Below are 23,034 nucleotides of genomic sequence, written 5' to 3'. Positions count from 1 at the left end.
ACACAGATAAGATATTGTTTTTTGTTATACACTTGGTCAAAAGTGTAATAATTGTTATACTTAGTTATATTTACAAATAATTTAAAATAAAAATTACATGAAGGATAATTTCTTGAAAGAGCTTATTTTGGGTAAAAAGAAAGAAACATTGCCATCTGTTGCGCTAAAAGATGCTGTTATTTTTCCAAAATTAGCTGTGCCATTGGTTGTAAAAAGAAAGCAATCAATCAAAGCAATTGAATTTGCAAAAGAGCATAATGATAATGTTCTATTTTTTGTTGCGCAGAAAAAAGAAGATTTAGAAGAAATTAAAAAAGAAGACGAGATTTATCAAATTGGAACGATTGGCAGAATTAGAGATATGGAAGTTACTGAAGACGGATCAATGACTGTTTTGGTGGAAGGATTAGGCAGAGCAAAATTCCAAAAATTAGCACAAACAGATCCATATTTGAAAATTGATGTTGAATCTTTGGGAGAAGAAAAATTTGAAAAAACAGAAGAAGTTACAGCATTGATGTATACAGTAATTAATCAATTCAAATCTGTTGTCTCAATGGGCGCGAATGTGCCATTGGATGTAATGATGGTGATTTTGAATATGAAAGATCCATGGCAATTATGTGATTTAATTGTTTCAAATTTAGATCTAAAAGTTTCAGAAAAACAAAAGTTATTGGAATTAAATGATGTTAAAGAAAAATTAAAAAATTTGAATGAATTATTAGGCAAACAGACAAAAGTTTTTGCAATGGCGCAAAAATTGGAAGAGAACACTGGAAAAGAATTAGAAAAAATGCAGAAAGAAATGTATTTGCGAGAAAAGATGAAATCAATTCAAAAAGAATTGGGCGAATTAGGCGGAGGAGAAGATGAAACTGTTTCTTTGGAGAAAAAAATAAAGGCAGTGAAAATGCCGAAGAAAACAGAAGAAGAAGTGATGAAAGAATTCAACAGAATGAAAGGCATGCCATCTTTTTCACCAGAAATTTCGTATATCAGAACATATATTGATTGGATGGTTGGACTTCCATGGAATAAAAGAAGCGAATGCAAAGTTGATGTCAAAAAATCAAAACAGATTTTGGATCATGATCATTATGGTTTGGAAAAAGTTAAAGAAAGAATTTTGGAATATTTATCAGTGCGAAAATTAACAAATCAAATTCAAGGTCCAATTCTTTGTTTCTTTGGACCTCCAGGAGTTGGAAAAACTTCAATAGGAAAATCAATTGCAAAGTCTTTAGGTCGAGAATTTTTTAGAATGAGTCTTGGTGGAATTAGAGACGAAGCAGAAATTCGTGGACATCGCAGAACTTATGTTGGAGCAATGCCAGGCAGAATTATTCAAGGAATAAATTCAGTGAAATCTAGAAATCCAGTTTTTATGTTAGATGAGATTGATAAAGTTGGTAATGACTATCGAGGCGATCCGTCTTCGGCTTTACTTGAAGCATTAGATCCAGCTCAGAATAAAGAATTTGTAGATAATTATTTATCAGTGCCATTTGATTTGTCTGACGTAATGTTCATTACAACTGCAAATGTCTTGGATACAATTCCGCCAGCTTTGCGAGATAGAATGGAAATAATCGAATTCTTGGGATATACAGAAGAAGAAAAATTTCATATTGCTAAAAAATATTTAATTCCAAGACAATTAAAAGAGAATGGATTGAAAAAAGAGCAATGTTTATTTTCCGATCCATCATTGCGTCATATTATTTCTGATTATGTTAAAGAAGCTGGTGTTAGAAATTTGGAAAGACAAATTGCAGCAATCTGCCGAAAAATGGCAAAATCAGTTGCTTCTGGAGGCAAGGGCGATAACAATGTAACAATTGCTGATTTGAAAAAATATTTAGGGCCAGCAACATTTACTCAAGAAAAAACTGAAAAGAAAGATGAAGTTGGAGTAGTGACCGGACTTGCTTGGACTCCAGCTGGTGGCGATATTTTGCATATTGAAGCATCTCGCATGCCTGGTAAAGGCGAATTAAGATTGACCGGACAATTAGGAAAAGTAATGAAAGAATCAGCAGAAGCAGCTTATTCTTATGCTAGAACAATTGCTGATAAATTAGGTGTTGAAGAAAAGTTTTACAAAAATGACGATATTCATATTCACGTTCCAGCTGGCGGAATTCCAAAAGATGGACCTTCGGCAGGTACAGCAATGGCAACAGTTTTAGTTTCGGTTTTGTCTGGCAGAAAAATAAATAAAGATGTGGCAATGACTGGTGAAGTAACTTTGAGAGGAAAAGTTTTGCCAATTGGCGGAGTTAAGGAAAAAGTTTTGGCTGCTAAACAAGCTGGTGTAAAAATTGTTTTGTTGCCAGAAGAAAATAGGCCAAATTTGGCAGATATTCCAAAGAATATTCAGAAAGATTTGAAAATTGTTTTTGTAAAAACAATGGATGATGTGGTGAAGAATGCGTTGGATGCGCCGATTGTGAAGTAATTATTCGAATTAATTTTCGAATTAAATTCTAATTATTTTCGAATATGGTAGAGACGTTGCATTGCAACGTCTCTATGTTTTTATTGTGTTTTTTGACATTTATATTTTTTAGAATATAATGCAGTAATTATGACAAGATTATTATTACATATTTGCTGCGGCCCATGTGCGAGTGCAGTTTTAGAAAAAATAAAACCAGATTATGAAATTACTGGCTATTTTTATAATCCAAATATTTATCCAAAAAGCGAATATGATTTAAGATTAGAGAATTTGAATAAACTTGCGAGTAAAATTGGTAAAATTAATAATGTTAGTAAAATTAGTAAAATAAGTAAAATTGATAATGCTAAAATTGATAAACTAAAATTCGCTGTTCCGAAAAATGATGTTAAGAATTGGCAAAAAAAAGTTGTTGGTTTAGAAAAAGAAAAGGAAGGCGGAAAAAGATGCGAGGCTTGCATTAAATTCAGATTAGAAAAAACAGCAGAATTTGCGATGTTGAATGGCTTTGAAATGTTTGGAACGACCTTGTCTATTTCGCCATACAAGAATACAATGATGATAAATAGAATCGGTCTTGAATTAGAAAAGAAATATGGAGTGAAATTTTTGGAACAAGATTTTAGCGGATTATATAAAAGAAGTATTGAGTTGTGTAAATTAAATGGAATTTATAGACAGCGTTACTGCGGATGTGAATATTCGAGATATTAAGATATTCGGATATTGATTATTTAGTAAAATTGGTAAAATTAGTAAAATTGACGAGTTAAATTTGTTTGACCAGTTAGATTAGTTAAATTAATTAATAAATATTTATGCTGAACAAAGAATTATTTGAAAGATTATTAGTCGAAAATCAAGAGCATAGTTTGATGCGCGAAAAAATTATTGGTGAGGCAAGAGTTGTTTTAAAAATGTCAAAACAAGCGATTTTTTTAATGCATCGCGATGATTTGAAAAAAGCGGAAGAAGTTTTGACAGATGCTGAAAAGAAATTGATTGCTTTGGGTAATTCTTCAGGAGTTGGTGCATATTATGAAGCTGCGGAAGAATTTGTGGAAGCAAAAATGTTTTTTGAATATTTAAATAGTGGTGATATTGATTTTAAATCAGAATTGAAATTTGGTTTTGAAACAATGATTTCTGGAATTTGTGATTTGACTGGTGAGATGGTAAGAATGGCTGTAATTTTGGTAACAAAAGGCGAGGCTGAAAAAATTTCTGATTATAAGCAAGCTGTTGATGATATTATTGGCGAGTTAATCAAATTTGATCTGACTGGAAAATTGAGAGTAAAATTCGATGAAGCTAAAAGAAATTTGAAGAGGCTGGAAGAAATTTTGTATGATGTTAAAATAAGGCAAAAGTAAAAAATTATAAGATAATAGTAAAAAAAGACTAATTTTAGTCTTTTTTAATTCAAAATTTTTGTGTATAATATTTTATATGTCATCAAAACTAGAATTTTCGGCAGGTGGTATAGTATTCAAAAAAACAAAAGCAGGTGTTAAAATCGCCTTGATTTTGGATCCTTTTCATAAATGGACTTTTGCAAAAGGACATGTTGAAGAAGGTGAAAGAGTGGAGCGTGCAGCTTTGCGAGAAGTAGCTGAAGAAACAGGAATGTATGGGCTTAAATTAAGCGAAAAACTTGGTGAAATGGACTATTGGTTTAAAGCTGATTCAAAAGGCAAGCCAGGAGGCAAAGATTTGATTCATAAAGTGGTATATTGGTATTTGATGGAAGCACCAGAAGATGTTAATATTGAGTTGCAAGATGCAGAAGGAATTGCAGAATTGAAATGGGTCACTGTTGATGAACTAAGTAGGATTGAAAGCTATAAGAATATGCAAGTTATTATTGATAAAGCTGTCGAGGTATTAAAGGCGAGTTAAATAAGTTAGATTTATTAACTATAAAATTGGTAAGACTAATAAAATTAGTAATTTGATTAAAAATAAAAACTAAAATGAAACGAATTTTAATTGGGGCGATTTTTGTTATTTTGTTATTTTGTTATTTTGTTATTTCTAATTCGGCTTCGGCTTGGTATAGTAATGATTATGATTATCGAATGCCAATTGTTTTGGAAAATTCTTTAAATTCAGAAAACCTGAGCAATTATCAAGTAAAAATAACTTTGACAGACGAACAAGTTGATTTTTGGGCAAGGATAAAAAGTGATGGATCAGATATTAGATTAGTTGATGCTGATGATTCAACAGATCTTGATTTTTGGCTGAAAGAATTTGATTATGAAGAAAATTCGGCAATTATTTGGGTGGAAGTGTCAGAACTTTTGGCAAATAGCAATAAGACAATTTATCTTTATTTTGGAAATTCAGAAGCTGTTTTAGCAAGTTCATATAATGAAACAATGGAACTAGAGCCAGTCAATTTTTTTGTTAAAAATTATGATAGTGGAAATGGCAATGATCAAGCGAAAGGCGTAAAATTTTTATCAACTGGTGAATTTGTTATAGCTGGAAATTATATTAATGAAGCTGATGGCAATGATTGGCGATTAATAAAATACAATAACGATGGAGAGGAAATTTGGTCAGATACTTTTGATTTTGATAATGGCGAGGTTAAAGATTTGGCAATTGATAAATCGGATAACATTATTGTTATTGGTTATTATGAATTATTAGGCGATAAAGATTGGTATCTTAGAAAATATGATTCTGATGGCAATATTTTGTGGAGTAAAATTTATGATTCAGGAAATATCGACGAAGCAAATGCGGTAATAACTGATTCTGATGATAATATTATTGTTGGAGGATTAAAAATAAATTCTGATAAGAATTGGTATCTTAGAAAATATGACGCAAATGGTAATGTCATAACTGATCAAGAATATAATTCTGGACTTGGTGATGATATTTTGTATGATTTAGTGGTTGATTCAGGAAATAATATTATTGCAACTGGAAACAGTGCGACTGCTTCAAGCTTTGAATTTTATACAATAAAATATGATAATAATTTAGTTGAAGATTGGAATTCTAATTATGAAAAAGGAACTGCTGATTATTTTAAAGCAGTTAATGTAGATTCAAATGATAACATTTATTTAGGCGGATATTATAATGAAACAGATAATAATTGGTTGCTTCGAAAATTAGATTCTGAAGGAAATTTATTGTGGGATAGGTTGTATGATAGCGAATTAGGAAACGATTATTTGTATGGAATGGAAGTTAATATTGCTGATGAAATAATGGTTGTTGGAAATTCAAAAGCAGAAACAGGCAATGATTTATTGGTTAGGAAATATGATAGTGATGGAAATTTGTTGAAAGAAATTGTAGAAGATGAAAGCAATGACGAGGCATATTTAGATATCGATTTTAATCAAAATGATGATTTCGTTTTAGCTGGCTTTTCAACTGGTGATTCTGATAATGATTGGATGATAAAACTTTTTGGCGATAGGAAATATACAGCTGACGAACCTGAAGCGAGCATTGGATCTTTGTCAAAAATTGCAATTAAATATTTTAAAAAATATATTAAATTTAATGACGATTCTTTGGGTATAAAATATATTTCTAGTAAAACAGGAGTTGGAATAAAGTTTTTGAATTTGCCTGAAACTCCAGAAAAATTTTGGATACAAATTGAAAAAGTAAAGAAAAAGCCTAATTTTTTGGAGAATGAAAAATCATTAAAATATTATTGGAAATTGAGGACAAATTTGTATAAAAAAAGTTCTGGAAAGTTTAGAGTAAAAATTTCTTTTCCATATACAAAAAAAAGTATAAAAAAATCTAAGATAAAAGCAAAAAATTTGGAATTATTTTCGAAAGAAGAAAGTTATATAAATTTTTGGAATAAAAGGAACAAAACTATTTTGAAAAAAAATCAAAAATTATTGTCGACAGATATCAGATTTTTTTCAAAAATGAAAAACTGGTTTACTTTAGCTTCCCGCAAATGACGGCAGATTTATTACAGATGAACACAAATTACACAGATTGATGACAAATTAATAAGAATTTTACACAAATAACACAGATATTTTGAGTTATGAAATTTGATTTTTTAAGCGATGCGGAAATAAAAAGGATAATTTTAGAGGCTCGCTTTGTTTCCGAAAAAGAAATTTATTCAAGTACCTATTATAGAAAAGGCAAAACAAGAAATATTATTTTTAAAGGAAATTTTGAAAATAAAAAAGCGATTTTGAAAATGTGGAAAGATCCAAGAGAAGTGTATGAACCTTTGAATTTGAAAGAATTTTTAAAAAATAATAAAAGTGAAATTTTAACTGCTCCGAAATTATATAATTATAAAATGTATGATGATCATTCCGGCTGGCTGATTGAAGAATACATTGATACAAGCAAACATATTTTTGAGGGCATGCCGAAAGTTGAAAACAGAGAAGAATTTTTTAAAGTTTTTATCGAATATAAAAAGATCTGGCCCAAAAATCCTGAATTAAAAATTTTTAAAGATAAGACAGTTGGCGATTGGGCGTTGAGAAATATATCAAAATGGAAAAAATTGGCAAAAGAAAAAAGTTGGTTAAAACAAGAGAGTTATGATTTGTGTGAAAAAGCGATTGATGTTTTGAAAAAAGATGGCAATGGATATAAATTTATCTGGACACATGGACATTTTAAGCCAAAGGAAATTTTTAAGGTAAATCCGCCTACGTCCTGTGGGACTTCGGCGGACAAGTATTATTTGACTGATTTTGCTCATTGTTGTTGGCAACCTGAATTTGCCGAAGGACCTTTTATAGTTTGGTCAATAATTCAAGATGCAAGAAAGATTATAAATTATGATTTGGCATTGAAAGAAAGTTTGGATTGGAAAAATATTTTTGTTAAGAATGAACTTACTGATAAAAAAGGGTTTGATTTAGGAATGTTGGGAAGATCTGTTGGGACAATTTTGGCAGATATAGGCGGATCAGATATTCCTCTTGAAGAGAAAGAAAAATTATTAGAAATTTGGACTAAAATTTTAAAATATTATTTGGATTCTCTAAAATAATTAATGAAAAAAATATTTTATATTTTAATTATTTGTTTAATTCTATTTTCTGGAAATTTTGTTTTTGCTAATTTATCTTCACTTAATGTTTTGTCGGATGATAAGAGTATTCATCAAACTGAACTTGAAAAATATAAGGATTATAGAATTAAAGAAAGTAATATTGGAATTGTCAGCAATGGCAATGTTAGTTTATCGCCAGATGTTTCTAAAGTTGTTTATGGTTTTTTTCCTTATTGGATGGGTGATACTTATGCAAATTTTCAATGGAATTTGATTACGCATTTGGCATATTTTTCAATTGAAGTTAATAGCGATGGGAGTTTGGGAGATAAACATGGCTGGCCAAATAATACTTTATTAAATTTGGCTCATCAAAATGGAGTGAAAGTTGTTTTAACAGCACAAAATTTTAGTTCATCTGATTTATCAACTTTATTATCAAACGCAACTTATAGAAATAACTTAATTAATAATTTATTGAATGAAGTTAAAAGCACATCTGCTGACGGAATAAATATTGATTTTGAAAATGTCGATTCTGCGATGAAAACAAATTTGACGACTTTTATCACTGATTTGAATAATACTTTTAAAATTTCCAATTCTTCTTATCATATTGCAATTGATGTGCCGGCTGTTGATTGGTCTGATGCTTTTGATGAAAATGCGCTAGCTTTAAATTCTGATGGATTGATGATTATGGCTTATGATTACCATTGGCAAAGCGGATCAACTGCAGGTCCAATTGCTCCATATGATGATAGTAGTACTTGGGGTAATTATAATGTTGTGAGTACATTAGAAACTTATTTAAGTTTAACAAATAATAATCGACAAAAATTGATTTTAGGTGTGCCTTATTATGGTTATGATTGGGAAGTTAGTGCTGATACAGTTCCAGCTAATACGATTGGGACTGGTGAAGCAAAAACTTATGCTGAAAATAGATTGGCAATTTTAAATTATTCACGAATTTGGGATAATGATTCAAAAACTCCTTACTATAAATATGGAAGTTTTAGGCAGACTTGGTATGAGGATGAAGAAAGCTTGCAATATAAATATGATTTGGTGAATGATAATGCTTTGTTAGGTATTGGAATTTGGGCTTTGGGATATGACAATGGATATGCTGATTTGTGGAATAAAATTTCAGAAAATTTTTTGGAGCCGAAAACTGTAGCAGTGCCTGTAGGCGGAGATTATAAAAAATATAAAAAAATTACTTTAACTGCTACAGATACAAATGGCATTTCAGGAATTTATTATACTCTTGACGGTTCAACACCGACCATTAGTTCAACAAAATATTCTTCAGCGTTTAGAATTTTTAATGACAAAACATTAAAATTTTTTTCAGTTGATAGTCTTGGTAATCAAGAAATCGTCAGGACAGAAAATTACAATATCGTTTATAATGATAAGAAATTTGATTTAAGAAAAGGATTGAAAAATATTGCTTTAGAAGGAAAATTATTGGATTTTAAGTTTAAAAAAATACCTAACAAACCGACTGATTATTGGTTTAAAATAGCGAGAATAGCAAAAAAACCGAGTGGTTTGAATAAATCAAAAACATTAAAAGGCTATTGGAAAATAGAATCAAATTTAAACAAGATAAAAAGTGATAAAAAATTTAAAATTAAAATGGTTTTTAAATTTAGAAATAGATTATTGCATGGGTTAAAGAAAAAAGATTTGAAATTAAAATTTTATAATAATAATACTAATCAATGGCAGACTATGCCAGCAGTATATTTAAAAAAAGAAAAAAAGTTTAGAATTTGGATTAATAATTTTAGATGGCAAAAGAATAAGTTTGCGATCAGCACTATTTAATAAAATAATTTTAAATTTATGGTAGACCAACAAAATCCATTTGATCGTGTTGAAAAGAAGAGAGAAGATGCGCGTGATTCTGGTTATGCAAACAAGATGCAAGAGAAAACAATTGATAAGCAACATAATGAAATGAACGAAGAAAGCAAATTTAATCTAAGGCCAGACGAACAAGAAGACGTTGCAGAAAAGATGAGAGAGTCCGCCTTCGCTAAAGCTTCGGCGGATAAAGAAGAAAAAATACAAAAGAAATGGTGGGAATTCTGGAAAAAATAATACGAATATACAAATAATGCAAATGTTGCGAATATACGAATTCGCATATTTGTATCATTTGTATAAATTCGTATATTTGTATTATATCTATGAAATTGAAAGCAAATTTTTTTAGCGCTGTAGCGATGTTGGTTGGCACTGTGATTGGTGTTGGTATGTTTGGTATTCCTTATGTAATTTCCAAAGTTGGTTTTGGAGTTGGTTTTTTGTATTTGTTGATTTTGGGAATTATGGTAACAATTACAACTTTGGCGTTTGGCGAGATTATTTTGAGGACAAAAGGTCATCATCAGATGACTGGTTATGCAAAAAAATATGCTGGAATTTGGGGACAAAGAACAGTAGCATTTTCGTTAATTTTTGGAGTTTTTGGTGCAACTTTAGCTTATACTATAGGTATCGGTAATTTTTTAGCGATAGTTTTTAAGCCTTATTTTGGTGGGACGCCTTTTTTATACTCGCTCATTTTTTATATTCTAGCGAGTATTGCTTTATTATTCGGCATGAGAGTAATAGAAAAGCTCGAGAATTTAATGGTTTTTCTGCTTTTATTAATTGTTGGTTTTGTGATTATTATCGGAGTTCGTGAAATAAGTTTAACTAATTTTATTGGTTTAGGAATAGGATCTTTGTTTTTGCCTTATGGTGTTATTCTATTTTCTTATGAAGGTGCGTCGACTATTCCGGGCATGGTTGATTTATTAGCGAAGAATAAGAGAAGATTAAAAATTGCGATTATATTTGGAATGATAATTGCTTTTTTAGTTTATTTATTTTTTAGTTTTGTGATTGTTGGAATTTCTGGCGATCAAACAAGCGAGGAAGCAATTGTTGGTGTTAGCAAAATTTTGGGTAGGAAGATTGTTGTTGCTGGAGCGATCTTAGGTATTTTAGCTGTGGCAACTTCTTTTTTTAGTCTTGGTATGACAATGAAAGATATGTTTCAATTTGATTATAAAATAAAAAATATTTGGGCGTGGGTTATTACAGTTACAATACCATTAATAATTTTTGTTTTAGGTGCAAGGAGTTTTATTGCGGTTATTGAAATAGTTGGAACAGTGACTGGCGGTTTGCAAGGTATTATGATATTGAGAATGTTTTTGAAGGCAAAAAAAATAGGACAATTAAAGCCAGCTTATTCATTGAGATTGCCGAAATTTTTAATTTATATTTTGTATATAATTTTTGGCGGAGGAATTGTTTATCAGATTTTTTATAATGTAGTGGCGAAGTTTAATTAAGTTGGGATATCTATTATTATTATTTGTGTTATAATATACTTAACAAAATTTTTATAAAAATAAAATCAAAAAAATGAAGAAAAAAGTATTGTCTTTACTTTGTTTTTTAGCAATTTTCTTTGCATTTGGAATGATTGCTAATACAAATCAAGCGAAGGCAGTGACGCAAACGAATGAAAGTGGAAAGGTGACTTTTGCAGACGTAGTTGGTGATGCCAAGGATTATTTTGGTGATAGATTTATCGCTCTTGATAGTAATGATTATCCTCATCTTTGTTCGTATTATGAGGATGGGACATATCATGGATTGAAACATGCATATTGGGATGGAACTGCTTGGCAAGTTGAAGTTGTTGGGCGTTCATTGTTTGTTGATTTCGGAAAATATTGTTCGATTGCGATAGACAAGTCTAATAATAATATTTGGATTAGTTTTCAATCGGATTCAAATTTGTACGTTTATAAAAATACTGGTGGTTCGTGGTCTTCTGTTTGGACGGCTGACGCTGATGGCGATACAGGTTATCATACATCAATAGTTTTAACTTCAAATGGTACTCCCCATGTTTTTTATCAAAAAGTTTTTGATGCTGGTACTAGTTATGTAAAACATGCATATTTAAGTGGTGACAGTTGGATTACAGAAAATGCAGCTGTTTCAGGAAATAATGGATGGGATATATCGGCGGTTGTTGATTCATCTGATAATATTCATATTTCATATTATAGAGGAAGTACTGCAGCTATTAGATATATTCAATTGCATGCGAATGGGTCATGGTCGCTGGATGTTGCTGTTGCTACTACTATTGCGCTAAGTCATTTTTTGTATAAAAATAATAGTATTTCTATCGGAAGCGATAATGTTGTAAGAATTGGTTATTTTTATTACAATGGCTCAACGTTTTGTTTGAAAGTTGCTGCTGGCAGTGTGAGCGGTTTTACTTCAGAATCTTATACTTGCAATAGTACTGGAATTGGTGGAGCACCATCGATTGTATTAGATAGTCAAAATTATTCTCATATTTCTCATTCTTCTTATACTTCAGCCTATTTTTTAAATTATGCTACAAATAGCTCTGCTGGAATTAGCGATACAGTAATAGAATCTATGGATGCGGGCAATACAAACACATCAATGATAAATGGTAATGAAAATTATTTTATATCAGATTATTCCACTGGTAATGATAATCAAAATTTAGTTTTACTTGATTCTGTTATTCCAACTGCAACTGTTGCTTTAACTGGCAAGGCAGGAGCTGAATTTAGTTATAAAATGTCGGCATCTGATTATGCAAAAATGGGTGGAGCAAAGTATTATTGCATTGATGAAAATGATACTTGCAATCCTTTGACAGCTGGAATAGGAACAGCTTTGACTTCAGAAACTTTTACTGATCGTATATATCCTGCTTCGAGTTCAACTGTTAAAACAATATATTTCAGAGTGTCAGATTGGGCAGGCAATACAATATCAACTGCTTTAACTGAATCAGCTGCCGAAGAGGAAACTGGTGAATCTGAAAGGCGAACTGTAACAGAGGATATTATTGGTCAAGAAATAGTTAATTATGATTTAGTTTATACTTGGAAAGAAGTTCCTAATGATCCAACTAGGTATTGGTTGCAGACTTTTAGATACAAAAAATATAATAAAAAATATCCAAAATACAAATCAAATACGATTAAAAGATATTGGAAAGTTAGAACAAATCTTTATACATATAGAAAAGCTTATAGAAAAAAATTGATAAATGCTGAAAGCAATTATGCGGATTGCTATAACAGTTTGAGTTGTAGTAGTGCGAAATTGAAGACTTACAAAAAGAAGGTAGTAAAATATCAGAATAAAATGTTTAAGGTAAGAATAAAGTTTTACTATACTACTAAATTGGTGAATAAATTGAGACTGAAGAATTCTGTTTTAAAGAAGCTAACGAAAAAACAAGCTGAAAAGAAGTTATGGTTAAAAATCTATGACAAAGGAACTAAGACTTGGATCAATGCTAACAAGTTGAAATTGATAGCGAATACAAAACAGAAGACTAAGAAAAATACATTTGCAACTGATTTCAGATATTTTAAACAGAAAGACACATTGCTGACGATTGGCGTGAAGTAATTTCTCTAATAAAGTCTCTAATACGACGAATAAATCTCTAATACGGCTAAAATGTTTAGCCGTATTTTTTTTGGCTAAGTTGAAAAAAGACGTTTTCTATGTTATTTTAGATGTATGATGAATATTTTAAGAAAAATTATTCCAAAGCCGATTTTGAGAGCTTATCATTTTGTTTTGGCTGGTTTAGCTGCTTTTTTGTATGGTCATTCATCAAAAAAATTGACAGTAATTGGAGTAACTGGCACAACTGGTAAGACAACAACATGCAATTTAATTTATCAAATTTTACAAAAATCTGGAAAAAAATGCGCGATGATGTCAACATCAAATTTTGCAATTGGCGATAAAGAATGGATCAGCAAGTACAAACAGACAATGCTTGGCAGATTTAAAACACAAAAATTTTTGAAAGAAGCTGTTAAAGAAGGCTGTAAATTTTGTATTATTGAAGTAACTTCGCAAGGAATTGAACAATATCGTCATAAAGGCATTGATTTTGATTGCGGAGTTTTTACAAATTTATTTTCAGAACATGTTGAAGCGCATGGTGGATTTGAGAATTATAAAAAAGCAAAATTAAAATTTTTCAAAGTTGTAAAAAATAAAATTGTCGCAAATGCAGATAGCAAATATGCGCCTGAATTTTTGGATTTTTTAGTTAGAGAAAAATTAACATTTGGAATTAAAAATGAAAATTGCAATTTTAGAGCAGTTAATATTAAAACAGAAGGATTGCAAGTAAAGTTTCAAATTTTAAATCCGAAATGTCAAATGAATTCAAAATGTGAAGTTTCGAATATAAATAATGACATTGATTTTAGTTTGAATATGTTAGGTGAGTATAATGTTTATAATGCGTTGTCTGCAATTGCGGTTTGTTCATTATATAAAATGAAACTTGAAGATTGCGCAAATATTTTGAAAAAAGTAAAATTGCATTTAGGCAAAATGGAGTTTATTGAAGAAGGACAAGATTTTAAAGTAATTGTTGATTATGCATTTGAGCCAAATGCTTTAGAAAATGTTTATCAAGCAGTTACTAAGTTACTTAGTTTTTTAGGTACTCGGGGACGGATAATTTCTGTTTTAGGATCAACTGGTGGAGGACGTGATGTGGCAAGAAGACCAAAGCTAGGAGCACTAGCTGCAAAATATGCTGACATTGTGATTGTGACGAATGAAGATCCTTATGATGATGACCCGAAGACCATTATCGATGATGTTGTGGCAGGCGTGTTGAATCACTCAAATTCTTTTTCGAATAAATCAAATACTTTTTCGAATGCTAAACCAAAACGATTGAATGAGAATTTATTTAAAATTTTGAATCGACGAGATGCCATTGCTTTGGCAATAAAAAAAGCCCAGAAGGGCGATGTGGTTTTGATAACTGGAAAAGGTTGCGAGCAAATGATAATGACTGGACCAGTTGGAAGTGGAAAAGGAATTGCGTGGGATGACAGGGTAGTTGTGAGAGAAGAATTGGAAAAAATCCTAAGTCGTTAAAATTCTAAGCACTAAATTCTAAATTCTAAACAAATTTAAATAACTAAAATATAAAATTCAAAAGTGCACTTCGGAGTTTTTGGAATTTGGATATTTGGGTTTTGAGTTTGTTTAGGATTTAGAATTTAGGATTTAGAGTTTTGAGTCTAGATTATAAAGAATAAAGACAAGGTAACAAGGATTCCAATCATTGTTCCAACAATAATTTCTGGTAAAGTGTGGCCGACACGCAAGCCTAAAGTTTTGTATCGATCGTATTTTTCAATTTCTTTGAATTCTTTCTCGTTATTATCAATCATTTTCTTTAATGTTTTACCTTGATTTTCCAAAAGCATTCTAAAACCAAAGGCATCTCTGATTATAATAATAGAAAAAATTAAGCAGATGGCAAAAGAGGTAGATGCAAAGCCGTCTTCAAGAAAGACTGCAGATGATAAAGATGCTAGAAATGCAGAATGAGTTGAAGGCATGCCGCCATAACGAGAGAGATAATGAAAATTAAAAATTTCTTTGTTTTGCCAAGACATGATGCAAGCTTTGATGATTTGTACAACAACGCCTGATGCAAGTGCAATAATAAGTACTTTTGGGATGATAAGCATGTTATTAGTTATAAAGTTATAAAGTTTTTAAAGTTCATAAAATTGAACTTAGATATAGAAAATATAGCATAAAATTTATTTTTTTAAAATGATATTATTAATAAATACAGCTACTTATATTTCTTTTGTCGGATTGGCTGACCAAAATAAGATTATAAGGAAGAAAATTTGGGAAGCAAATTTTCGGCAATCTGAAGAATTATTGCCAATTATTAAAAAAATAGTTGGAAATAATAAAATTGACGGAATTATTGTAGTGATTGGGCCTGGATCTTATACTGGATTGCGCGTTGGTGTTGCTACTGCGAATGCTTTGGCTTTTGGTTTTAATTGCAAGGTTGTGGGTGTGGATAGATTTGAAGTAATGGAGCGTCAGAACGTCGGAGCGTTAGAACGTCAGAACGATGGAGTTTTGAATAATGTTGTTACAATTTTAGAAAATATTAGTGATTTGATTTATGTAGAACTATTGTTAACAGGAAACAGGAAACAGAAAACAGAAAGATACGTTTGCACTGTTGAGCAGTTGTGTGAAAAAATAACTTTGCCAACTTATTTTATTGGACAAATAAATTCAGAAAAAGAAAAAATAATTAGAGAAAAATTGAAAAATAAAGTTCTAGATATAAAGATTAAAGATGATTTTGATCAAGATATTCTGGAAAATTTGTTAAAAATTGGAGAAGAAAAATTAAATAATAAAGAACAAAATGAAGTTGTTATGCCGTATTATTTAAGAGAACCGCATATTACAAAACCAAAAAAATAATGCGAAACTTGTTATTTTGTGCTATACTTAATTATTGGTAGTTTTTGTTAAAAAATAAAATTAAAATTTATGGCAAGAAAAAGTATTGATGTGCCAAATCCAAAAGAACAGGAAGCTTTTTATAAAGGAAAATCGAGATCTGCGAGAAAAAAAGGAAAAAGTGGCAAGGGCGTTGTGATTGAAGAAGCGCCAACAGTTGCTGAGATTGGTGCGCCAACAATTAAAGAGGAAACTGCACCAACGTTGCCAGAAGCACAAGGAACTGAAGTAGCTGATAAAGATGTTAAAGAAGTTGATGAAAATGGTCAACCAATAACAACTACTGGTGTAAAAGCAGAACATAAAATTACTCAAACTGAAAAAGGTGGAGCAACAGAAGAAGAAAAAGCTTCTTTGAGAAGGGCTGCCGCACATAAGCAAATCGAAAGCGCTCAGACAATTGAGCTTCCAAAAGTTGAGCCTCCAAAATCTTCACTCGAGGAAGGACTTCCAGAAGAAGATGTTTTAGCTCAAATGGTCAGAGAGCTCAAAAAAGATACTGGACAAGAAGTAGCTACAGCTGAGGTTTTAGAGATTTTAAATGCTGGAAATAATGAGCAATTTTTAGATCCTGAATTTGACGCACAATTTGATAGCGATTGGCAAAGAGTTGAAACAGCTTTGGATTTAGCATTGGTTAATCCAAGTGGCGAAGATGTTGATACTGTTATATATAATACCGATACTCTTGTTAGAGATACAGAGAGATTAGCTTTAGTAAAAAAAGCAGAAGAAGATCAAATTTGGGATACTGAATTGGGCAGGCAAAGAGTAGAGAGCTTAACAAGATTTGCAAAAGATAGATTAGATAAGGCAGGTAAATCATTAAAAAGTTTTTTTAGCGGTCCTGTAAAAAATACTTTAACTTCTTTTGGTAAAACTATGACTGAATTAGGATATGGTGCTGTTTCGGCTGGAGAAAATTTGCCAAAAATAGCAATGAAAAGAATGGATTCAGGATTAAGAACGGTTTCTGAAGAGGCTGTTAAAGCATATAAAGAAATGGCAACTGATTTTCCAATTGAAATTGCTAGAACGAAAAGGAAAATAGCGGAATGGGAAAGATTTAAAAAGGAACAAGCAAAAGTATTAGTAGGATCTGCAAAAGAAAAAATGGAAAGAAGAGAATATGAAAAATTAAAAGCGCAAGAAGTTCGTTTTAAAGAATTAAGAGCAAAATTTGGTGAATAATGTACCTGCGTCTTCTGCGGGAGACTCTGGTGGACAAGCTTAATTATTTAATCTTTTAAATACAAAAATATGGAAACAAAAAAAGCAATAGAACTAATCAAGCAATCCGATTTAACAACTCGCGAGAAAAATAGTTTGATTAAAAAAATAGAAACAGAAGGTTTAAGTAAAAAAGTGCGAGATAGCATTATCAAAGCAATTGATAATCATATCAAAAAAGTGCAAAAAGGAATTAAAGACAAAGAAAAAACTAAAGAAGGTTTGGGTACTCAAATTCATCAAGACAAATTAGTTTTGGATTTGATTTATTTTAGAATGTTGAAAAGGATGAAATATGCAAATGACGAATATCAAAAAGGAATTGAGAAATTAGATAAAAGGCTAGATGATGTTTTTCAAGAAGCAGTAAAATTGGTTGAAGAAGACAAGAAAAAAAGAATAAAAGAGCAAATCCAATAGTTATTAAAAATTAATTTTTTAAAAATATGGCAAAAGGTGATAATGCGCAAGCGTTAGAAGTCCAAAGAAAAGCAGCTGGTGAAACAGAATTTAAAAAAGTTTCTATAGACAAAAAAGGCAGAGAAATAAAACCAGGAATTGAAGAAGCTGTAACAGCTGAAGAAGTAATTCCAGAAGTTGAGGATTCGCAAATTGAACAAATTGGTTTACAAGGCGTTGAAATATTTAAAAAAGAAGATTTGCCAAGAATGCCAGAAACTGATGATGAAAAAAAAGTCTGGGCTGAATGGAGCAATAAACTTGATCAAGCAATGAAAGATATTTATGAAGCGCCGACTCAAAAAGAAATAAATATTGAGGATGTGCCAACAGTTAAGGAAGGTGCTTATGGCGAACAAAAAGTTCAAGCAGCTCCTGCTTTAGAAACAGATGAAATGGAATTAACTGAAGCAGACTTAGAAAAATTTGATCCGACTGAGCTTGTTTTAGTACCGGATCTGCCTGAATATGATGAAAAAACCGGCAATTTTACTGAAACTGAATTTACTCGCAGAGCTGATGTACAACGTACATTGCCAGATTCTTCGCAGGAAGGAGAAGGTGTGGTTGAAATCGATGAACCAACACCTAAAGAGATACGTGGTGAAGAGGAGTATGTTGACGTACAAGGATTGATTGAAGGTGGTTTAGCTGTGTCAAAAAAAGAGGCAAAATTGCCAGCACCTAATGTTCCGAAGGCAGAATATGATGATATAGAGCCACCAACACTTGAGGAATTAGCTAAAATGGTTGAAGATGAAAGAATCTCATCTGAAGATACTGGATCACTTGAAAAAAAAGTTAATGATGTGTCAAGAGATCAATTTATGAAAGAAAAACAGGTAGCTCATGATGCTGAAAACAGGTTGGTTAAGGTTGTTAATAATGTTGGGAGTATTGCTGGAGAATTGGGTTATACTGCTGAACAGCTTAGACAAACGCCTGGATTGGAGAAAGCTAGTGCTAATATGGCAAAAATTTTGGCAAGTGCTAGAAATTTAGCAGAAACTAGTTTGTCTGGAATTGCTGGTTCAGTGATGGGAACAGGAAAAGAATTGAAAACTTTTTTTACATTATCCAAAAAAGAAAGAGGAGTAAGAAGCAAATATAAAAAAGAATTAAAAGGGGTAGAAAAGAAGATTGGAAAGACTAAAGATGAAGAAGAACTGGGTCGTTTAACGGAATTAAGAAATATTCTAACTGCAGCTTTGATGTAAAGAAGTCGTTGTGGATAAGAAAATTTGATAGCTTTATTTTTGTTTTAGATAAGCCTAAATATTGTTTTTAATTAAAAATAGCTTGACTTTTTAAATAAAACGCTTATACTTGAAGTATGATATTCAAAGCAGAGGTGAATAGCCTCGGGCGTGATATTTATAAAAGACTTTAAATAAGCCAAAAGTGTTAATTTTTGGTCATTTTTTGTTATCTTTAGCGCACAAATTTTACACAGATTTATAACGGATTTGATACAGAGACACAGATGCATACAGATTTAATTGCAAATGATTAGTATTTGTTATTATATATTAATTTTTTATAGTATGCCTCAAAAGCAAAAAAGAAAATTTTTTACTAAATTGCATGATGTTATTGAACTTCCTGATTTAATCAGAGTTCAAACTGATTCTTATGATTGGTTTTTTAAAGAAGGTTTGAGAGAATTGTTTGATGAAATTTCTCCAATCAAAGATTTTACTGAAAAAAATCTAGAATTAAGTTTTGTTGATTATGTAATTGATGAACCAAAAGTTGATGAAGTTGCAGCAAAATCAAGAAATGCAACTTATGAAGCTTCAGTTCGTTGCAAAGTTCAATTAGTTAATAAACAAACTGGTGAAATAAAAGAACAAGAAGTATATTTAGGCGAATTTCCATTGATGACTGATCGAGGCACATTTATTATCAATGGTGTTGAAAGAGTAGTTGTTTCTCAATTGATTAGATCTCCTGGCGTATTTTTTACTGCTGAATTAACAAAAGGCGAAAAATTATTTGGCGCAAAAATTATTCCAAACAGAGGCGCTTGGATAGAAATTGAAACTGACTCAAAAAGTGTTATTTATGCAAAAATCGATCGCAAAAGAAAAGTACCTGTAACGTCATTGTTAAGGGCTTTTGGGTTTTCCACAGATTCTGAAATTTTGGCTCAATTCAAGGATGTTGATACTTTGCCTGATCGAAAATTTATCAAAAATACATTAGAAAAAGATATTGCAAAAAATCAAGCTGAAGGTTTTATTGAAGTATATAAAAGAATTAGACCTGGAGATTTAGCAACTGCGGATAATGCAAGATCATTGATTGAAGCAATGTTTTTTAATTTTGAAAGATATGATTTTGGCAAAGTTGGACGTTTCAAAATGAACAAAAGATTAGGTGAAAAAATTATTATTAACAAGCAAAATAGAGTTTTAAGAAAAGAAGATCTTGTTAATGTTATAAAAGAATTAATTAAATTAAATATTAATCAAGGCAATCCTGATGATATTGATCATTTAGGAAATAGAAGAGTTAGAGCGATTGGTGAATTGGTCCAAAATAAAATGAGAGTTGGTTTGATGAGAATGGAAAGAATCATTAGAGATAGAATGAGTACTTTGGATATTAATACTTCTACTCCAGCTCAATTGATTAATGCTAGACCAGTTATTTCTTCAATTCGAGAATTTTTCATGTCTTCTCAACTTTCTCAATTTATGGATCAAACAAATCCATTATCCGAGTTAGAACATAAGAGAAGATTATCAGCAATGGGTCCTGGAGGTTTGTCTCGTGAAAGAGCTGGTTTTGATGTACGTGATGTACACAGAACTCACTATGGCAGAATTTGTCCTATTTCGACTCCTGAAGGTCCAAACATTGGTTTGGTAGGCCATCTTTCTTCATATGCAAGAATTAATGAATATGGTTTTATTGAAACTCCTTATAGAAAGATTTTAAGAGAAATTCCAATTGAAAGAGCAGAAAAGGCAATCGGCGAGATTTCTTATAAATCTGGAATCCTAGATGAAAAAAGAAGAGTGATTATTCCAGCTGACAAAGTTCTTGATAAAAAAGATATCAATAAAATTAAAAATGCTGGTTTGAAAGTAGTTCAAATTAGATCAAGAGTTACTGATGAAATTGAATATCTAGATGCAATTGAGGAAGAAAAACATGTGACAGCTCCAGCAACAATTTTAATTGATGAAAAAGGCTATTTTGTTGATAAAAGAGCAGAAGTTAGAGTTGCAGGCGAGCCATCAATGGAAGCAACAGGCAGAATCGAATATATGGATGTTTCTCCAAAACAAATTGTATCTATTACTACAGCTTTGATTCCATTTTTGGAACATGATGATGCTAATCGTGCTTTGATGGGTTCAAACATGCAACGTCAGGCTGTGCCATGTATTAATCCTGATTCACCAATTGTAGGTACTGGTTGTGAAGAGAGAGCTGCTAAAGATTCAGGTGTAGTTATTGTTTGTAAAAAAGATGGAGAGATCATTGAAGTATCTGGAAAAAGAATAAAAGTATTGGAAGCTAATAAAAATATTAGAGAATATAAATTATTAAATTTCTTAAGATCAAATACTTCAACTTGTATTGATCAAAGACCAATCGTTTCAGTTGGTGAGAAAGTAAAAAAGGGTCAGATTATTGCTGATGGATCTTCAACTGATAAAGGCGAATTAGCTTTAGGAAAAAATGTTGTAGTTGCATTCATGGCATGGCAAGGTGGAAATTTTGAAGACGCGATGTTGATTTCTGATAGACTAGTTCGCGAAGATGTTTATAGCTCAATTCATATTGAGGATTTTTCGATTGATGTTCGTGATACAAAATTAGGTTCAGAATTAGTTACTCGCGATATTCCAAATGTTGGTGAAGAAAAACTAAAAGATTTGGATGAAGAAGGAATTGTTAGAGTCGGAGCTCAAGTTACTTCAGGTGATATTTTGGTAGGTAAAATTACACCAAAAGGTGAAACTGAATTAACAGCAGAAGAGCGATTATTAAGAGCGATCTTTGGTGAAAAAGCTAGAGATGTAAAAGACACTTCATTATATTTGCAACATGGCGAACATGGTAAGGTTGTTGATGTTAAAATATTTTCTAGAGAAAAAGGCGATAAATTGCCAACTGGCGTTATCAAGACGATTCAAGTTTCTGTCGCACAACTTCGAAAAATTCAAGTTGGCGATAAATTAGCTGGACGTCATGGTAATAAAGGTGTTATCTCAAAGATTGTTCCACAGGAAGATATGCCATATTTGCCAGATGGAAGAACAGTTGATATTATTTTGAATCCATTAGGCGTGCCTTCTCGTATGAATCAAGGTCAGATTTTGGAAGTTCACTTAGGCATGGCGGCAAAATTATTAGGCTATAAAGTTGCAACTCCAGTTTTGGATGGTGTAAAAGAAGAAACAATTAAATCTGAATTAAAAAGAGCAAACTGGCCAGAAAATGGCAAAGTTCAACTTTATGATGGTAGAACAGGTAATGCATTTACGGAAAAAACAACAGTTGGTGTGATGTATATCTTGAAACTTTATCACTTAGTTGAAGATAAGATCCATCAAAGATCAATCGGGCCGTACTCATTAGTTACTCAACAGCCATTAGGCGGTAAAGCACAATTTGGTGGACAAAGATTTGGTGAAATGGAAGTTTGGGCAATTGAGGCTTATGGCGCTTCTCATGTGTTACAGGAATTGTTAACAATAAAATCAGATGATGTTATTGGACGTTCAAAAACTTATGAAGCGATTATTAAGGGTGAACCAATCAGACAGCCAAATGTTCCAGAATCATTCAGCGTTTTAGTTAAAGAATTAAAAAGCTTAGCTTTGAATGTTGAAATTTTGGATAAAAATGGAAATATTCTTGAAACTGAAGAAAAAAAGTACGAACGTAAATAGACGGATATTCGGAAATTACGGATATTCGGATATTAGATATTGACGAGTTATGTGAAATTAATTGATTATTCGCTTTGTGATATTACATAATAAAAGTATATGCGGTTATGATTAGCGAAATAATTTTAAATTAATCTAGTTAAACTGTAAAAATATATGTTAGTAGTTAAGACAAGGTTAAAAGAAATAAATGGGAAAGGGATTGGTTTGATTGCTGATCAAGAAATTAAAAAAGGTCAATCTGTTTGGGTTTTTAATTCTGTCATTGATATAAAAGTAAACAAAAAAGATATACCGAAAAATGCAGAAGAATTTTTTGACACATACGCTGTTGATAATGGTGAAGATTATGTTTATTTGGATACTGATAATGCAAGGTTTATAAATCATTCAGAAAATCCAAATACAAAAAGTCTAGGACAATTTAAAGATACTATTGCTGTTAGAAATATTTATTTTGGCGAAGAAATAACAATTGATTATAATGAAAATGATGTAAATGGGACTGATTTTTAGCAATTGACAAAAATTAATTTAAAAAGGTTAATTAACTA

The 23,034-nt window shown here is 31.1% G+C and carries 18 protein-coding genes; 17 read left to right on the top strand and 1 reads right to left on the bottom strand.

All coding sequences use genetic code 11. The features are described 5' to 3' along the window. Positions 1 to 97: 97 nt before the first annotated feature. From lon to murE, 11 genes are all read left to right on the top strand, one after another. Entirely contained in the window at positions 98 to 2,461 is a 2,364-nt protein-coding gene (lon, locus tag WC663_04295) for an endopeptidase La (protein ID MFA6296550.1), read from the top strand. Between the two features lie 129 nt (positions 2,462 to 2,590). Beyond that, positions 2,591 to 3,178 (top strand): epoxyqueuosine reductase QueH, encoded by a 588-nt coding sequence (locus tag WC663_04290; GenBank protein ID MFA6296549.1) that lies wholly within the window; start codon positions 2,591 to 2,593, stop codon positions 3,176 to 3,178. A gap of 104 nt (positions 3,179 to 3,282) precedes the next feature. Beyond that, positions 3,283 to 3,837: a hypothetical protein gene (locus WC663_04285; protein MFA6296548.1), complete on the top strand. Its 555-nt coding sequence runs from the start codon at positions 3,283 to 3,285 to the stop codon at positions 3,835 to 3,837. 76 nt (positions 3,838 to 3,913) lie between these two features. Further along, positions 3,914 to 4,363 (top strand): NUDIX domain-containing protein, encoded by a 450-nt coding sequence (locus WC663_04280; protein MFA6296547.1) that lies wholly within the window; start codon positions 3,914 to 3,916, stop codon positions 4,361 to 4,363. 74 nt (positions 4,364 to 4,437) lie between these two features. Continuing rightward, positions 4,438 to 6,414, top strand: coding sequence for a DUF2341 domain-containing protein (locus WC663_04275; protein MFA6296546.1), 1,977 nt, complete (start codon positions 4,438 to 4,440; stop codon positions 6,412 to 6,414). An 89-nt stretch (positions 6,415 to 6,503) separates the two neighbouring features. Continuing rightward, a complete protein-coding gene (locus WC663_04270; GenBank protein ID MFA6296545.1) occupies positions 6,504 to 7,478 on the top strand; it encodes a hypothetical protein in 975 nt (324 codons plus the stop codon). A gap of 3 nt (positions 7,479 to 7,481) precedes the next feature. Continuing rightward, entirely contained in the window at positions 7,482 to 9,320 is a 1,839-nt protein-coding gene (locus WC663_04265; GenBank protein MFA6296544.1) for a glycosyl hydrolase family 18 protein, read from the top strand. An 18-nt stretch (positions 9,321 to 9,338) separates the two neighbouring features. Beyond that, positions 9,339 to 9,596, top strand: coding sequence for a hypothetical protein (locus WC663_04260; GenBank protein ID MFA6296543.1), 258 nt, complete (start codon positions 9,339 to 9,341; stop codon positions 9,594 to 9,596). A gap of 89 nt (positions 9,597 to 9,685) precedes the next feature. Next, on the top strand, positions 9,686 to 10,840 hold the full coding sequence (locus WC663_04255; GenBank protein MFA6296542.1) for an aromatic amino acid transport family protein: 1,155 nt from the start codon (positions 9,686 to 9,688) through the stop codon (positions 10,838 to 10,840). A 73-nt stretch (positions 10,841 to 10,913) separates the two neighbouring features. Beyond that, positions 10,914 to 12,965 (top strand): hypothetical protein, encoded by a 2,052-nt coding sequence (locus WC663_04250; protein ID MFA6296541.1) that lies wholly within the window; start codon positions 10,914 to 10,916, stop codon positions 12,963 to 12,965. Between the two features lie 114 nt (positions 12,966 to 13,079). Next, positions 13,080 to 14,471 (top strand): UDP-N-acetylmuramyl-tripeptide synthetase, encoded by a 1,392-nt coding sequence (gene murE / locus WC663_04245; protein MFA6296540.1) that lies wholly within the window; start codon positions 13,080 to 13,082, stop codon positions 14,469 to 14,471. Positions 14,472 to 14,617: 146 nt separating this feature from the next. On the opposite strand, the gene WC663_04240 is transcribed toward murE, so the two are convergent. Continuing rightward, positions 14,618 to 15,073: a divergent PAP2 family protein gene (locus tag WC663_04240; GenBank protein ID MFA6296539.1), complete on the bottom strand. Its 456-nt coding sequence runs from the start codon at positions 15,071 to 15,073 to the stop codon at positions 14,618 to 14,620. 88 nt (positions 15,074 to 15,161) lie between these two features. On the opposite strand from WC663_04240, the gene tsaB reads away from it, so the two are divergent. The 6 genes from tsaB (at position 15,162) to WC663_04210 (ending at position 22,996) form a co-directional block, all read left to right on the top strand. Beyond that, positions 15,162 to 15,842: a tRNA (adenosine(37)-N6)-threonylcarbamoyltransferase complex dimerization subunit type 1 TsaB gene (gene tsaB, locus WC663_04235; protein MFA6296538.1), complete on the top strand. Its 681-nt coding sequence runs from the start codon at positions 15,162 to 15,164 to the stop codon at positions 15,840 to 15,842. A 69-nt stretch (positions 15,843 to 15,911) separates the two neighbouring features. Further along, positions 15,912 to 17,072 carry a hypothetical protein gene (locus WC663_04230; protein MFA6296537.1) on the top strand — a complete coding sequence of 387 codons (1,161 nt, stop codon included), beginning with the start codon at positions 15,912 to 15,914 and terminating at the stop codon, positions 17,070 to 17,072. Between the two features lie 69 nt (positions 17,073 to 17,141). Further along, positions 17,142 to 17,531 carry a hypothetical protein gene (locus WC663_04225; GenBank protein MFA6296536.1) on the top strand — a complete coding sequence of 130 codons (390 nt, stop codon included), beginning with the start codon at positions 17,142 to 17,144 and terminating at the stop codon, positions 17,529 to 17,531. Positions 17,532 to 17,557: 26 nt separating this feature from the next. Further along, complete coding sequence (locus tag WC663_04220; protein ID MFA6296535.1) at positions 17,558 to 18,787, top strand: hypothetical protein; 1,230 nt, start codon at positions 17,558 to 17,560, stop codon at positions 18,785 to 18,787. Between the two features lie 327 nt (positions 18,788 to 19,114). Continuing rightward, a complete protein-coding gene (locus WC663_04215; GenBank protein ID MFA6296534.1) occupies positions 19,115 to 22,480 on the top strand; it encodes a DNA-directed RNA polymerase subunit beta in 3,366 nt (1,121 codons plus the stop codon). Positions 22,481 to 22,636: 156 nt separating this feature from the next. Next, on the top strand, positions 22,637 to 22,996 hold the full coding sequence (locus tag WC663_04210) for an SET domain-containing protein-lysine N-methyltransferase (GenBank protein ID MFA6296533.1): 360 nt from the start codon (positions 22,637 to 22,639) through the stop codon (positions 22,994 to 22,996). Positions 22,997 to 23,034: the final 38 nt, after the last annotated feature.

The organism is Patescibacteria group bacterium, from assembly GCA_041662665.1.
Taxonomy (GTDB): Bacteria; Patescibacteriota; JABMPQ01; order JABMPQ01; family JAQVVF01; genus JAQVVF01.
This window is presented reverse-complemented; position numbering and strand designations above follow the sequence as displayed.

What these genes read in the sequence shown, in the direction of transcription:
- lon (MFA6296550.1), top strand. Translation starts at nt 98, where the DNA reads ATGAAGGATAATTTCTTGAAAGAGCTTATTTTGGGTAAAAAGAAAGAA.
- WC663_04290 (MFA6296549.1), top strand. Translation starts at nt 2,591, where the DNA reads ATGACAAGATTATTATTACATATTTGCTGCGGCCCATGTGCGAGTGCA.
- WC663_04285 (MFA6296548.1), top strand. Translation starts at nt 3,283, where the DNA reads ATGCTGAACAAAGAATTATTTGAAAGATTATTAGTCGAAAATCAAGAG.
- WC663_04280 (MFA6296547.1), top strand. Translation starts at nt 3,914, where the DNA reads ATGTCATCAAAACTAGAATTTTCGGCAGGTGGTATAGTATTCAAAAAA.
- WC663_04275 (MFA6296546.1), top strand. Translation starts at nt 4,438, where the DNA reads ATGAAACGAATTTTAATTGGGGCGATTTTTGTTATTTTGTTATTTTGT.
- WC663_04270 (MFA6296545.1), top strand. Translation starts at nt 6,504, where the DNA reads ATGAAATTTGATTTTTTAAGCGATGCGGAAATAAAAAGGATAATTTTA.
- WC663_04265 (MFA6296544.1), top strand. Translation starts at nt 7,482, where the DNA reads ATGAAAAAAATATTTTATATTTTAATTATTTGTTTAATTCTATTTTCT.
- WC663_04260 (MFA6296543.1), top strand. Translation starts at nt 9,339, where the DNA reads ATGGTAGACCAACAAAATCCATTTGATCGTGTTGAAAAGAAGAGAGAA.
- WC663_04255 (MFA6296542.1), top strand. Translation starts at nt 9,686, where the DNA reads ATGAAATTGAAAGCAAATTTTTTTAGCGCTGTAGCGATGTTGGTTGGC.
- WC663_04250 (MFA6296541.1), top strand. Translation starts at nt 10,914, where the DNA reads ATGAAGAAAAAAGTATTGTCTTTACTTTGTTTTTTAGCAATTTTCTTT.
- murE (MFA6296540.1), top strand. Translation starts at nt 13,080, where the DNA reads ATGATGAATATTTTAAGAAAAATTATTCCAAAGCCGATTTTGAGAGCT.
- WC663_04240 (MFA6296539.1), bottom strand. Translation starts at nt 15,073, where the DNA reads ATGCTTATCATCCCAAAAGTACTTATTATTGCACTTGCATCAGGCGTT.
- tsaB (MFA6296538.1), top strand. Translation starts at nt 15,162, where the DNA reads ATGATATTATTAATAAATACAGCTACTTATATTTCTTTTGTCGGATTG.
- WC663_04230 (MFA6296537.1), top strand. Translation starts at nt 15,912, where the DNA reads ATGGCAAGAAAAAGTATTGATGTGCCAAATCCAAAAGAACAGGAAGCT.
- WC663_04225 (MFA6296536.1), top strand. Translation starts at nt 17,142, where the DNA reads ATGGAAACAAAAAAAGCAATAGAACTAATCAAGCAATCCGATTTAACA.
- WC663_04220 (MFA6296535.1), top strand. Translation starts at nt 17,558, where the DNA reads ATGGCAAAAGGTGATAATGCGCAAGCGTTAGAAGTCCAAAGAAAAGCA.
- WC663_04215 (MFA6296534.1), top strand. Translation starts at nt 19,115, where the DNA reads ATGCCTCAAAAGCAAAAAAGAAAATTTTTTACTAAATTGCATGATGTT.
- WC663_04210 (MFA6296533.1), top strand. Translation starts at nt 22,637, where the DNA reads ATGTTAGTAGTTAAGACAAGGTTAAAAGAAATAAATGGGAAAGGGATT.